The 12,816-nt window shown below is 73.4% G+C and carries 14 protein-coding genes; 2 read left to right on the top strand and 12 right to left on the bottom strand.

Translation table 11 applies throughout. The features are described from left to right. The first annotated feature begins 87 nt into the window (after positions 1-87). Entirely contained in the window at positions 88-768 is a 681-nt protein-coding gene (locus FH715_RS25770; protein ID WP_097233113.1) for a DedA family protein, read from the top strand. Between the two features lie 135 nt (positions 769-903). Here FH715_RS25770 and FH715_RS25765 read toward each other — a convergent pair whose 3' ends face one another. From FH715_RS25765 to FH715_RS25710, 12 genes are all read right to left on the bottom strand, one after another. Then, positions 904-1,275, bottom strand: coding sequence for a YccF domain-containing protein (locus FH715_RS25765; RefSeq protein WP_139649498.1), 372 nt, complete (start codon positions 1,273-1,275; stop codon positions 904-906). Positions 1,276-1,290: 15 nt separating this feature from the next. Beyond that, the gene (gene htpX / locus FH715_RS25760; RefSeq protein WP_139649496.1) at positions 1,291-2,151 is read right to left on the bottom strand and encodes a zinc metalloprotease HtpX; all 861 of its coding nucleotides are present in this window, start codon (positions 2,149-2,151) and stop codon (positions 1,291-1,293) included. 183 nt (positions 2,152-2,334) lie between these two features. Then, positions 2,335-4,005 (bottom strand): NADH-quinone oxidoreductase subunit N, encoded by a 1,671-nt coding sequence (locus FH715_RS25755; RefSeq protein ID WP_139649494.1) that lies wholly within the window; start codon positions 4,003-4,005, stop codon positions 2,335-2,337. Further along, entirely contained in the window at positions 4,002-5,588 is a 1,587-nt protein-coding gene (locus tag FH715_RS25750; protein WP_139649492.1) for a complex I subunit 4 family protein, read from the bottom strand. Before FH715_RS25750 ends, FH715_RS25755 begins: the two co-directional genes overlap by 4 nt. Positions 5,589-5,592: 4 nt before the next feature. Beyond that, complete coding sequence (locus tag FH715_RS25745) at positions 5,593-7,518, bottom strand: NADH-quinone oxidoreductase subunit 5 family protein (protein ID WP_139649486.1); 1,926 nt, start codon at positions 7,516-7,518, stop codon at positions 5,593-5,595. Continuing rightward, positions 7,515-7,913, bottom strand: coding sequence for an NADH-quinone oxidoreductase subunit NuoK (gene nuoK / locus FH715_RS25740; RefSeq protein WP_139649484.1), 399 nt, complete (start codon positions 7,911-7,913; stop codon positions 7,515-7,517). Before nuoK ends, FH715_RS25745 begins: the two co-directional genes overlap by 4 nt. Then, on the bottom strand, positions 7,913-8,470 hold the full coding sequence (locus tag FH715_RS25735) for an NADH-quinone oxidoreductase subunit J family protein (RefSeq protein WP_139649482.1): 558 nt from the start codon (positions 8,468-8,470) through the stop codon (positions 7,913-7,915). The genes nuoK and FH715_RS25735 overlap by 1 nt, the downstream gene beginning before the upstream one ends. Then, entirely contained in the window at positions 8,467-9,030 is a 564-nt protein-coding gene (locus FH715_RS25730; RefSeq protein ID WP_139649480.1) for a NuoI/complex I 23 kDa subunit family protein, read from the bottom strand. The genes FH715_RS25735 and FH715_RS25730 overlap by 4 nt, the downstream gene beginning before the upstream one ends. Further along, entirely contained in the window at positions 9,027-9,986 is a 960-nt protein-coding gene (locus FH715_RS25725; protein ID WP_139649478.1) for a complex I subunit 1/NuoH family protein, read from the bottom strand. Before FH715_RS25725 ends, FH715_RS25730 begins: the two co-directional genes overlap by 4 nt. Further along, on the bottom strand, positions 9,987-10,901 hold the full coding sequence (locus tag FH715_RS25720; protein WP_139649476.1) for an NADH-quinone oxidoreductase subunit C: 915 nt from the start codon (positions 10,899-10,901) through the stop codon (positions 9,987-9,989). Further along, positions 10,898-11,452, bottom strand: coding sequence for an NADH-quinone oxidoreductase subunit B (locus FH715_RS25715; protein ID WP_139649474.1), 555 nt, complete (start codon positions 11,450-11,452; stop codon positions 10,898-10,900). Before FH715_RS25715 ends, FH715_RS25720 begins: the two co-directional genes overlap by 4 nt. Next, the gene (locus FH715_RS25710; RefSeq protein ID WP_246108981.1) at positions 11,443-11,853 is read right to left on the bottom strand and encodes an NADH-quinone oxidoreductase subunit A; all 411 of its coding nucleotides are present in this window, start codon (positions 11,851-11,853) and stop codon (positions 11,443-11,445) included. Before FH715_RS25710 ends, FH715_RS25715 begins: the two co-directional genes overlap by 10 nt. A 137-nt stretch (positions 11,854-11,990) precedes the next feature. Between FH715_RS25710 and FH715_RS25705 the strand changes: the two genes are divergently transcribed. Further along, positions 11,991-12,816 (top strand): sensor histidine kinase (locus FH715_RS25705; protein ID WP_211367774.1); only part of this gene is annotated, 826 nt, incomplete at its 3' end.

Raw genomic sequence — 12,816 nt, 5'->3', positions numbered from 1 at the left:
CCGGCGGGGGCGGCGGTACGAAAGCCGGACGCGGCCGTTACGGATCAACCGCAGCGCTGACGGCTTCCATTCCTTAGCCTTGCGGACATGAACGATGCGATCCTCCAGGCGGTCGAAGACTTCGTCGCCACCCCTTGGGTGTATCTGGCGCTGTACGCCATCGCCATGCTCGACGGATTCTTCCCCGTGGTGCCCAGCGAGACGCTGGTCATCACCCTGGCGGTATTCGCTGCCGCGAACGGTGAACCGAATGTGGTGCTGATCATCGTGGTGGCCGCGTTGGGCGCGTTCACGGGGGATCACATCTCGTACTACATAGGGCGAAAGTCCGGCGCGCGGATCTACGCGAAGCTCAAACCGGGTTCGCGCACCCGCAAGGCCTACGACGCGGTGGCCAGGATGCTGGAGAAGCGCGGCGGCCTGGTGCTGGTGGTCGCCCGCTACATCCCGGGCGGGCGGACGGCGGCGACGTTGACCACGGGGGCCACGGGCTATCCGCTGCGTTCGTTCACGCTCTACGACACGGTCGCCGCGATCTCCTGGGCGGTGTACTCGACGGCCATCGGCTACATAGGGGGCCACGCCTTCGAGGAGGAGCCGCTGCGCGGGGTGATGTTGGGGCTCGGCCTGGCGCTGGGGATCACGCTGCTCCACGAGGGGATTCGCTATCTGCGGGAGCGCTATGTGACCGCGAAGAAGGGTGAGGGGGCGCGCGAGGAGGAGGAAGCCGCCGGCGCGCGCGCCGAGGAGGCCGCCAAGCGGCAGTGAGCCGGAGACGGGGAACGCGCGCCGAGGGCCCGGGAGAAGAGGATCGGATCTCCCGGGCCCTCGGCGCGTCCGGAGAGGGACGCGCCCGGCCCAAGAAGGGACAAGAAGGGAACGGAGGGGCGCCGTCAGACGGCGTCAGACGGGCACGATCTCGCGTCCGAGCGGCATCAGGGAGACCGGAATCATCTTGAAGTGGGCGATACCGAACGGGATTCCGATCACCGTGACGCAGAACGCGACGCCGGCGGCGATGTGGCCGAGGCTGATCCAGATGCCCGCCACGATCAGCCAGATCACGTTGCCCACGCCGGAGGCCACCCCCGCGTCGTGCCGGTCGGTGACGCGGTAGCCGAACGGCCAGAGCGCGTACCGGGCGATGCGGAAGCAGGCCAGGCCGAACGGGATGGTGACCACCAGCACGCAGCAGATCGCGCCCGCGATCGCGTAGCCGAGTGCCATCCAGAGGCCGGAAAAGATGAGCCAGATAACGTTCAGAAGGGTTCGCACCCAGACAGCATGGCGTCAACGCCCGCCGCCCGCCATCCTTTCCAGCCGAGCGATCCGCTCGTTCATCGGCGGGTGGGTCGCGAACATCCGGGCCATGCCCTCGCCCCTGCGGAACGGGTTGGCGATCATGAGATGGCTCGCCGTCTCCAGCTGCGGCTCGGGGCGCAGCGGCAGTCGCTGGGTGCCGGCGTCCAGCTTCCGCAGTGCGCTGGCCAGGGCGAGCGGGTCGCCGGTGAGCCGGGCGCCGGCCGCGTCCGCCTCGTACTCGCGGGAACGGCTGACCGCGAGCCTGATCAGGGAGGCGGCGATCGGGCCGAGGATCATCACCAGCAGCATCCCCACCAGCCCGGGCCCCTCGTCGTCGTCGCGGCCGAGCGGAAGGAACCAGGCGAAGTTGACCAGGAACATGATCACGGAGGCCATCGCTCCCGCCACCGAGGAGATCAAGATGTCGCGGTTGTAGACATGGCTCAGCTCATGTCCGATCACGCCGCGCAGCTCCCGCTCGTCGAGCAGCCGGAGGATGCCCTCGGTGCAGCAGACCGCGGCGTTCCTCGGGTTCCGCCCCGTGGCGAACGCGTTGGGCGCCTCGGTCGGCGAGATGTACAGCCGGGGCATCGGCTGGCGGGCCTGGCCGGCCAGCTCGCGGACCATCCGGTAGAGGCCGGGCGCCTCGAACTCGCCGACCGGACGGGCGCGCATGGAACGCAGTGCGAGCTTGTCGCTGTTCCAGTAGGCGTAGCCGTTGGTGGCCAACGCGACCACCAGAGCGAGGAACAGCCCCGTGCGGCCGAAGAAGCTGCCGATGACCAGGATCAGCGCGGACATGCCGCCCAGCAGTGCGGCCGTCCTCAGTCCGTTGTGCCGGCGGTGCACGGTGTGCCCTCCAGATCGCGCGCGCGGGGTGCCCGGATCATCCCGGATGGCGGGTATCTCCACTCTCAGTGGACACTCCCGAAGTGCACAACGCCACACGAAGGGGATGCGTTCCCGGGCGCCCCCGGCGGCGCGGCCTCCGCGCGCCGGCGGCGCCCCGCCCGCGAACTGCCGGAGCCCGGGTCACAGCCCGCCGTCGGTCAGCGTCAGGACCAGCTGGGGCGCGGCGGAGAGGGCCAGGGCGACACCGGCGGTGAGCGCGAGCGCGACGCCGGCGGCGAGCGTCGGGTGGCGGGGGGCGCGCGGCGGGGCGGCCACGGTGGCGCCCGCGCCGGGCGCGGCGCCAGCGGCGGGCGCGGGTGCCGAAACGGGCACCGCGTCGGAGCCCGCCGCGTCGGAGCCGGCCGCGTCGGCCGGCTGGGCGTCGGCCGGCTGGGCGTCGGCCGGCTGGAAGAGCAGTGCCGTCCAGCGCAGGTAGTAGTACAGCGCGACGGCCACGTTCACCGCCATCACCACCGCCAGCACGCCGAGCCCCGCGTCGACCGCCGCGCGGAAGACCGCCACCTTGGCGAAGAGCCCGATCACGCCGGGCGGCAGCCCCGCCAGGCAGAGCAGGAAGAAGGCCATCGCCAGCGCGGCCAGCGGGCGCCGGGCGAAAAGGCCCCGAAAGTCAGCGAGTCGACGACCGTTCCCGTTCCCCGAGGCGCGCGCGTCCTGAACGACGAGTGCGAGCACGGCGAACGCCCCCAGGTTCACCGCGCCGTACATCAGCGCATAGGCCAGCGTCGCGCCGACCGCGTCCCCCCGCGCCGCGCCGTCCTCGGCGTAGCCGGCGGCGGCCAGCGGCACCAGCAGATAGCCGGCCTGGCCGACCGAGGACCAGGCCAGCAGCCGCACCGCGCTGTGCGCGCCGGCGACCGCCGTGCGCAGCGCGGCGACGTTGCCGACGGTCATGGTCAGCCCGGCGAGCACCGCGAGCGGCGGCCCCCAGGTGTCGGCGTGGCCGGGGAAGGCGACGGTGGTGACCAGCGCGAGGCCGGCGAGCCCCGCCGCCTTGCCGACGACGGAGAGATAGGCGGCGACCGGCAGCGGCGCCCCCCGGTAGGTCTCCGGCACCCAGAAGTGGAACGGCACGGCGGCGACCTTGAAGACGAAGCCGACCAGCGTCAGCGCGACGCCCGCCTCGGCGAGGGTGGCCAGCCTCGGGTCGGCGTCGGGCAGTGCGGTGGCGATCTCGCCGAGGAAGAGGCTCCCGGCGCCCGCGTAGACGAAGCTGATGCCCAGCAGCCCGACGGCCGTCGCGGTCACCGAGGAGAGGAAGAACTTCAGGGCCGCCTCCGCCCCGTCCCCGCCCCGGCGCAGCCCGACCAGCGCGTAGGCGGGCAGCGTGGTCACCTCCAGGGCGAGCACCAGCGTCGCCAGGTCGCGCGCCGCCGGCAGCAGCGCGGCGCCGGAGGCCGAGGCGAGCAGCAGGAACCAGAACTCGCCGGCCGGCAGCCCCTCCTCCCCCTCCGCCGCCCTCGTCCCGTCCCGGTGGCCCAGCTCGGGAACGGTCAGCAGCGCCGCCAGCAACGCGCCGCCCAGCACCAGCAGTTGAACGACCAGCGCGAAGCGGTCCGCCGTGTAGGAGCAGAGCCCCGGGTCGTCGACCAGGCAGAACGTGGCGCGGTCGTCGCCCCACAGCGGCAGCAGTGCCAGCAGCGCCAGCGCGAGGCCGCCCACCGCGAGCCAGGCGAGCACGTTCCGGCGGGCCGCCGGCAGGAACAGGTCGGCGACCAGCACCGCCACGGCGGTGACCGCGACGACCAGCGGGGGCGCGAGGGCGGCCCAGTCCACGTTCTGGATCAGGTTCATCGGACGACTCCCGGCAGGAGGAGCTGCACGGCGGGATCGGTCAGGTTGACCAGCACGGCCGGCCAGAGTCCGGCCAGCACGGTGAGCGCGACCAGCGGCCCGTAGACCGCGTACTCGTGTCCGGCCAGGTCGGGCAGCGGCTTCGCGCCCTCGGCCGGTGTCGGGCCCATGCAGACGCGGCGCACCACGAGCAGCAGATAGGCGGCGGTGAGCAGGGTGCCGAGGGCGGCGACGGCGAGATAGGTGAGGAACGCGGGCCTGCTGAGCCCGTCGCCCGGGTGGAACGCGCCGAGCATGGCGAGGAGTTCGCCCCAGAACCCGGCGAGCCCCGGCAGCCCGAGCGAGGCGACGGCGGCGAAGGCCAGCAGCCCCCCGAGGCGCGGCGCGCGGCCGTAGAGCGCGGCGCCCGCCTCGCCGGCGAGGGCGCCGATGTCGGTGGTTCCGGTGCGTTCCTTCACGGCGCCCACCAGGAAGAACAGCAGGCCGGTGATCAGCCCGTGGGCGATGCCGGCGAAGAGCGCGCCGTTGACCCCGGCGTGGGTCATGGTGGCGACGCCGAGCAGCACGAAGCCCATGTGGCCGACGGACGAGTAGGCGATCAGCCGCTTCAGGTCGCCGCCGGCGCGCACCAGGGCCAGGCAGGCGAGCGACCCGTAGACGATGCCGACGACGGCGAACGCGCCGAGATAGGGCGCGAAGAACCGCATCCCCTCGGGCGCCACCGGCAGCGCGATCCGGACCAGCCCGTAGGTGCCCATCTTCAGCAGCACGCCGGCGAGCAGCACCGAGCCGACGGTCGGCGCGGCGGTGTGCGCGGCCGGCAGCCAGCTGTGGAGCGGCCACATCGGGGCCTTCACGGCGAGCCCCAGGCCGATCGCCAGCACCGCCACGATCTGGGTGGTCCTGGTCAGCCCGGAGCCCTGCGCCTGGGCGAGCGAGATCATGTCGAAGGTGCCGGCCCGCAGCCCGACCAGCAGCAGCCCGAGCAGCATCAGCACCGAGCCGAGCACGGTGTAGAGCACGAACTTCCAGGCCGCCGCCGCCCGTTCCGCCCCGTTGCCCCAGCGGGCGATCAGGAAGTACATGGGGATCAGCACGGTCTCGAAGGCGAGGAAGAAGAGCACCAGGTCCAGCACCGCGAAGGTGGCCAGCATCCCGGTCTCCAGGAGCAGCAGCAGCGCGACGAACGCGCGCGGGCCCGGCGTGCCGGGGCCGGTCGGCGGCCGGAAGTAGGCGTGCAGCGCGGCGAGGAACGTCAGCAGCGCCGTCATCACCAGCAGCGGCAGCGAGATCCCGTCGACGCCCACGTGCAGCCGGACGTCCCAGGCCGGCACCCAGGCCACGTCGGTCTCGGCCTGCACCGCGCCGGCGCGGGCGTGGTCGAAGGCGAACGCCAGGACGAGCGTCATCGCCAGCACCGCGCCGGTGACGGTCACCCCGTGCCGCAGCACGTCGCGGTCGGGCCCCCCGGGGCCGCGCAGCCCCGGAGGCGCGGGCAGCAGCGCGGCGAGGGCGCCGACCAGCGGCAGCGCCAACGCGACCAGCAGCAGGGTCTGTTGGGCGGTCCCCGAGAGCGTGATCATCAGGTCAGTCCCCCACCGCGACGAGCACGGCGGCGACGCCGAGGACCAGGGCCCCGGCGACCAGCGTGCTCAGATACGTCTGGACGTTGCCGGTCCCCGCGCGGCGGACCAGCGCGCCCAGCAGACCGGGGGCGCCGGCCGCGCCCCGCACACAGGTGTCGATCACCGCGCGGTCCAGGTGACGGACCAGTCCGGCCGCCGCGTTGACCGGCCGGACCACGGCGGCGGCGTAGACCGCGTCCAGGTGGAAGCCGGCCTCGGCGTGCCGGGCCAGCGGGCCGAGGAGCGCGGGCGCCGGGTCCTCCGCCTGGGCGCTCTCGTAGGCGCGGCGCCAGGTGGCGTAGACGGCGGTGCCGCCGAGCACGGCGGCGCCGGTCGCCAGCACGGAGGTGGTCAGGGTCGGGGCGAGCGAGCCGCCGTCGAGCCAGTCGGGCAGCTTGCCGTAGGCGAGGCCCAGCAGCAGCGAGGGAACCATCAGCGCCCAGAGCACGCCGGTCATCGCGGAGGAGGCGCGTTCGCCAGGCGGCACGGACTCGACGCGGGCGTCGACCGGGTCGTGGAAGGCCAGCAGCCACAGCCGGGTGGCGTAGGCGGCGGTCAGCAGCGCGGTCGCCAGCCCCGCGACCAGCACGATCCAGCCCGCCGCCGCGGGCGCGGCCAGGCTGGAGGAGACGCCGTGCTCGTTGTCGAGGGCGGCGTGCTCGGCGGCGCCGATGACCGCTTCCTTGGAGAAGAACCCGGCGAACGGCGGGACCGCGGCCAGCGCCAGCAGGCCTGTCGTCATCGCCCAGAACGCGTCGGGCGCCCGGCGCCGCAGCTCCCGCATCCGGGACATGGCGGCGAGCGAGCCGGTGCCGGCGGTCTGGATCAGCACGCCGGCGGCGAGGAACAGCAGCGCCTTGAACGCGCCGTGGGTGAGCAGGTGGAAGACCGCGGCCTCCCGGTCGGCGACGGCCAACGCGCCGGCCATGAAGCCGAGTTGGCCGATGGTCGAGTAGGCCAGCACCCGTTTGACATCGTCCTGGGCGAGCGCGGCCAGCGCCGAGCCGACCATGGTGAGCGCGGCGAGCGCGGCGAGCACCACCAGAGCGGCGGCCGAGGCGGCGAAGACCGGCAGCAGCCGGGCGACGAAGTAGACGCCGGCGGCGACCATGGTGGCGGCGTGGATCAGCGCGGAGACCGGCGTCGGGCCGGCCATGGCGTCGGGCAGCCAGGTGTGCAGCGGCAGTTGCGCCGACTTGCCGGCGACCCCGGCGAGCAGCAGCAGCGCCACCAGCGTGGGGTGGGACAGCTCGAAGCCGGAGAGCGAGGAGGAGAGCCGCGCGACGATGTCGCTGATCCGGAAGCTGCCCGCGTCGGAGGCGAGCGCCAGGATGCCGATCACGAACGGCACGTCGCCGAGCTTGGTGACGAGGAACGCCTTGAGCGAGGCGGAGCGCGCGGTGGCGGTCTCCCAGTAGTGCCCGACCAGGAAGTACGAGCAGATGCCCATGACCTCCCAGCCGACGAGCAGCACCACCAGGTCGTCGGTGTAGACGACCAGCAGCATCGCCGAGGTGAAGAGCGAGACCAGGGCGGCGTAGGAGGCGTAGCGCGGGTCGCCGCGCAGATAGCCGGTCGAGTACAGCTGCACGCAGCCGGCGACGACGGCGACCAGCACGGCCACCAGGACGGCGAACCCGTCGAGCCGGACGGCCAGTTCGATGGGGAGGGTCGGGTTGCCGGTGGGCGTCAGCGAGGTTCCGGCGAGCAGCGGCTCCCGGCCGCTCTGGCGGACGGCGACGAACACGGCGAGCGCGGCGGAGGCCAGCGTCGGCACCACGGCGAGCGGCTGGACGTAGCCGGGCGCGCGGCGCCCGGTCAGCAGGATGACGGCGGCTGCCAGCGCGGGCAGCAGCGGGACGAGGACGGCGGCGGTCGTGGTGTTCACGTGGTGGTGGTCTCCCGGCTCGCCGCGCCCCCGGGCCCGGGGGCGGGACCGTCGCGGTCGGGTTCGTTCCCGTCGGGTTCGTTCCCCTCGCGGTCGGCCAGCGCGCGGAGCCGGTCGACGGCCGAGGTGCCGCGCTCGCGGTAGACGAGCAGCACGATGGCGAGGCCGACGCCGATCTCGGCGGCGGCCAGCGCGATGAGGAAGAGGGTGAAAACCTGGCCGGAGTGGATCTCGTCCCGCAGCCACACGTCGAAGGCGACCAGGTTGAGGCTGACGGCGGCGAGCATCAGCTCGACCGACATCAGGACCAGGATGGCGTTGCGGCGGGCCAGCACGCCGTAGACCCCGACGCAGAAGAGCAGCGAGGACAGCACCGCCGGATAGACCAGGTGCATCAGCGCCCGCCCCCGTTCGCCGCCACGCCGGCGCGCGCCCGGCGCGCGCGGGAGAGGGCGATGGCGCCGATCAGCGCGGCCAGCAGCAGCACCGACAGCGCCTCGAACGGCAGCACCCAGGCGCGGAAGAGGCTGTCGCCCAACGCCTCCGACCTGCCGTGCGGCGTCTCCAGGTCGATCCAGGTGGTGCGGAACGCGTCGACCACCAGCGTCACCAGGCAGGCCGCCGAGGCCAGCGCGACGGCGAGCGCCACCGGGCGGTTGCCCGAGTCGGCGTCGGGCGAGGGGCCGATGGGGGCGCGGGTGAGCATCAGGCCGAAGAGCAGCAGGACCACGACCGAGCCGAGGTAGATCAGCACCTGCACCCAGGCCACGAACTCGGCCGTCAGCAGCAGGTACTCGACGGCCAGCCCGCCGAGCGCCACGACCAGCCAGAGGGCGGCGTGCACCAGGTGGCGGGTGGTCACGCAGAGCACGGCCGCGCCGAGGACGACGAGGCCGACGAGGACGAAGACGATCTCCTGCCCCGAGGTGGAGAGGAGCTCCCGCTCGGTCATCCGCCCCCCTCTCCCCCGTCGGCCTCGACCGCCTTCTCGGCGGCCTTCTCGGCGGCCTTCTCGGCGGACTTGCGGGCCGCGGCGATCTCCTTCGGCTCCTCCGCGGCGGGGTCCAGCGGCGGCGGCTCGGGCACCGTCCACATCCAGGCGCGCAGCTTGTCCCGCTCGTGCGTCAGTTCGGAGATGTCCGTGGTCGCGTACTCGAACTCCGGTGACCAGAACAGGGCATCGAACGGGCAGACCTCGACGCAGATGCCGCAGTACATGCACAGCGAGAAGTCGATCGCGAACCGGTCCAGCACGTTCCTGCTGCGGTCCCTGCCGCCCGGCGTGGTCGCCGGCAGCGTCTCCTTGTGCGAGTCGATGTAGATGCACCAGTCCGGGCACTCGCGCGCGCAGAGCATGCAGACGGTGCAGTTCTCCTCGAACAGACCGATCACGCCCCGGCTGCGCGGCGGCAGCTCGGGCTGCGACTCGGGGTACTGGGCGGTGACCGCGCGCCGGGTCATCGTGCGCAACGTGATCGCCAACCCCTTGGCCAGCCCCGATCCCAGGCTCATCCACTCACCACCTTGATCACTCCGGTGAACGCGATCTGGGCCAGCGCGAGCGGCACCAGCACGGTCCAGGCGAACTTCTGGATCTGGTCGGCGCGCAGCCTCGGCCAGGCGACGCGCGCCCAGATCACCACGAAGCAGAGCGCGCCGGTCTTCAGCAGGGTCCACAGCCAGCCGAGCTGGTCCGACCAGGGACCGTGCCAGCCGCCGAGGAAGAGCACCGCGGTCAGCGCCGAGACGACCACGATGCCCGCGTACTCGGCGAGCAGGAAGAACGCGAAACGCAGCCCCGAGTACTCGGTGTACGCGCCGAAGATGATCTCCTCCGGCGCGATCGGCGCGTCGAACGGCGGCCGTTGCAGCTCGGCGAGGCCGGCGGTGAAGAAGACGAAGGCGCCCACCAGCTGCCAGGGCACCCACCACCACTCGAACGCGTCGAGGATTCCCGGCAGGCTCAGCGTGCCGGCGGCCATCGCCACGGAGGCGGCGGCCAGCAGCAGCGGCAGCTCGTACGCCATCAGCTGGGCGGCCGTGCGCAGGCCGCCGAGCAGCGCGTACTTGTTGGCCGAGGCCCAGCCGGCGATCAGCGAGCCCAGCACGCCGACGCCGAGCGCCGCCAGCACGAAGAAGATCCCCGCGTCGACGGCCTGGCCGACCATGCCGTCGGGGCCGAGCGGGATGGCGATCAGCACCACCAGATAGGGCACCAGCGCGACGCCGGGCGCCAGTTGGAAGAGCCGACGGTCGGCGCCCTCCGGAACGGTGTCCTCCTTCTGGGCGAACTTGACGCCGTCGGCGACCAGTTGCGCCCAGCCGTGGAACCCGCCGGCGTGCATCGGCCCGACCCTGCCCTGCATGTGGGCCATCGCCTTGTGTTCCAACTGCCCGACCAGCAGCGGCAGCACGAGGAACGCCACCAGGACGGCGAGCACCCGCACGGCGACATCGAGCCAGTCCACTCAGCCCTCCTCCCCGTTCTCCGGGTCGGTCGCCGGGCCGTTCGCCTCAGCGGCAGCCGAACCGTTCCGCGCCGCCTCCGCCGCGTCGCGCGCCGCCGCCTCCGACGCCGCCTCCGACGCCGCCGCCTCCGGCGGCCCCGCCTGCGGCCCGCGCTGGGACGCCGAGCCCTCGCCCGCCGAGCGGGCGCGGCGCGGCCTCGCCGGCCGTCCCCCGCCGCCCGCCGGCGGGGCCGCGGCCTCGCCGCCGGCCGCCGCCCGCTGCGAGGCAGAGCCCTCGCCCGCGGCGCGCGCCCGGCGCGGCCGGGCCTGGCGGCCCTCGCCGCCGCGGGCCGCCGCGGCGGGCGGCGCGGGGGCGCGGCCCTTGAGCGGGCCCCACTCGTTCGGGTCGGGCACGCCGGGCGGCAACGGCTGGCGGCGGCGCGGGGTCTCCCCGCCCGGCTCCTTGGCGCCGGGCCACTGCTTGGCCACCCGCGCGGCCAGCACGAAGTCCTTGCGCAGCGGGTGCCCCTCGAAGCCGTCGGGCAGCAGCAGCGGCTCCAGCCCCGGATGGCCGGGGAAGTCGACCCCGAACATCTCGTGCGTCTCCCGCTCGTGCCACGCGGCACCCGCGAAGACGCCGGTCACCGTCGGCAGCGACGGCGCCCCGTGCGGCACCGTGGTGCGCAGCAGCAGCCGGCGCGGCGGGGTGCCGAGCGCCACGACGTGGGCGCAGACGCGCAGCCCCACGCCCGGCTCGTCCACGGCGCTCAGCCAGTCGAAGAAGTCGCAGCCCAGTTCGGCGCGCGCGGTCTCCAGCGCCGTGGGCCAGGCGTCCCCGGCCGGCACGTCGACCGTCAGCACCCCGTACGCCTCCTCGGCGACGGCGCCCTCCCCGAAGACCTCCGCCGCCGCCCGCGGCAGCCATCCGTCGGTCACGGGGCGTCCCTCCGCACCAGGTCGCTGGTGAGGGCGGCGGTCGAGGGGCGCGGCGCGTACCGTTCGGCGACGGACTCCTCGGCGATCTTCTCCTGGAGCTTGAGGATGCCCTGGAGCAGCGCCTCGGGCCGGGGCGGGCAGCCGGGGACGTAGACGTCGACGGGGATGATCTGGTCGACGCCCTTGGTCACGGAGTACGAGTCCCAGTACGGTCCGCCGCAGTTGGAGCAGGCGCCGAACGAGATCACGTACTTGGGCTCCGGCATCTGCTCGTAGAGCCGCCTGATGGCCGGGGCCATCTTGTCGGTGACGGTGCCGGAGACCACCATCAGGTCCGCCTGGCGGGGCCCGGGGGCGAACGGGATGACGCCGAGGCGGATGAAGTCGTGTCGGGACATCGAGGCCGCGATGAACTCGATGGCGCAGCAGGCGAGACCGAAGTTGAAGACCCACAGGCTGTAGCGGCGGCCCCAGTTGAGAATCACCTTCATGGGCTCGGGCGCCAGCCGCGCCAGCGGCCCGAGGCCGCTGCTGGCCGGTCTCAGATCCATGTGAGCACGCCCTTCCTCCAGGCATAGAGGAGTCCGACGGACAGGAAGCCCAGGAAGACGAACATCTCCACCAGCGTCGCCGCCCCGAAGCCGTCGGCGGCGAAGACCGTGGCCCACGGGAAGAGGAAGACGGCGTCCACGGCGAAGATCACGTACAGGAAGGCGTAGAGGTAGTAACGCACCTGGGTGTGCGCCCAGCCCTCGCCCACGGGGTCGACGCCGCACTCGTAGACCATCAGCTTCTCGGGCGTGGGCACGGAGGGGCGCAGCAGCCGGCCGGCGAGGAAGGCGAACGCGACGAAGAGCACGCCGACCACCGCGACCAGTCCGACGACGGTGTAGCCGTGGAAGTAGTCGGGCACGTTGGGGCCTCCGGCGACGGCGGGGAGGGCTGACAGCACGGGAGTCTAGGCGGTCGGGGGCGCGTTGTGACCACGGCGGGCGCCCGGTCCGGGCGGCGCGGGGTGGGGGTAGCCCCACCGTGGCTCACCGACACACCCCATGGTGCCGCTCCCGGCGACCCGGCAGTCTTGTCCTCATGATCAGCCGAGATGCCGGAGGGGGCCCGTACGGGCCCGTGGGTGAGCCGTTGCCGCCGCCGCGTTCGCCGCTGTCGGCGGCGACCTGGCGGGAGTGCGCCTATCTGCTCTCCAGCTGGCTGGTCGGCGTGGTCGCCTTCGCCTATGTGCTGGCCTGGTTCGCCGGGGGCGTGCTGCTGTCAGTGACCCTGGTGGGCCTGCCGGTGCTGGCGTGCGGCCTGCTGGGCTGCCGGCTGATCGGGCGGGTGGAACGGGCCAGGGCGCGGGCGCTGCTGGCGGTCGAGGTGGACGAGCCGAGCCCGGCGCGGGCGCTGCGCCGTTCCGGCCTGCTCGGCTCGCTGTGGTCGCTGCTGAAGGACCCGGTGGGGTGGCGTTCCGCGCTGTTCGTCGTGGTGCGGTTGCCGTGGGCGCTGGTCACGTTGGCGATCATGCTGCCGGCGTTCGTCGTGGCCTGGCCGGCGCTGCCGTGGCTGGCGCGGTGGTTGAGCCAGGTGGACCGGGCGCTGGTGCGGGTGCTGCTGTCGCCCTCGGACGAGTTGGAGCGGCGGATCGCCGAGTTGGAGGAGGACCGTTCCGTGGTGGTGGACACCTCGGCCGCCGATCTGCGGCGCATCGAACGGGACCTGCACGACGGCGCACAGGCCAGGCTCGTCGCCCTCGCCATGGACCTCGGCCTCGCCAAGGAGAAACTCACCGAAGACCCCGAAGCCGCCGCCCGCATGGTCGACGAGGCCCACGGCGAGGTCAAACTCGCCCTCCAGGAACTCCGCGACCTCGCCCGAGGCATCCACCCCGCCGTCCTCACCGACCGAGGACTCGGCCCCG

Source organism: Streptomyces sedi, assembly GCF_006335015.1.
Taxonomy (GTDB): Bacteria; Actinomycetota; Actinomycetes; order Streptomycetales; family Streptomycetaceae; genus Streptomyces; species Streptomyces sedi.
This window is presented reverse-complemented; position numbering and strand designations above follow the sequence as displayed.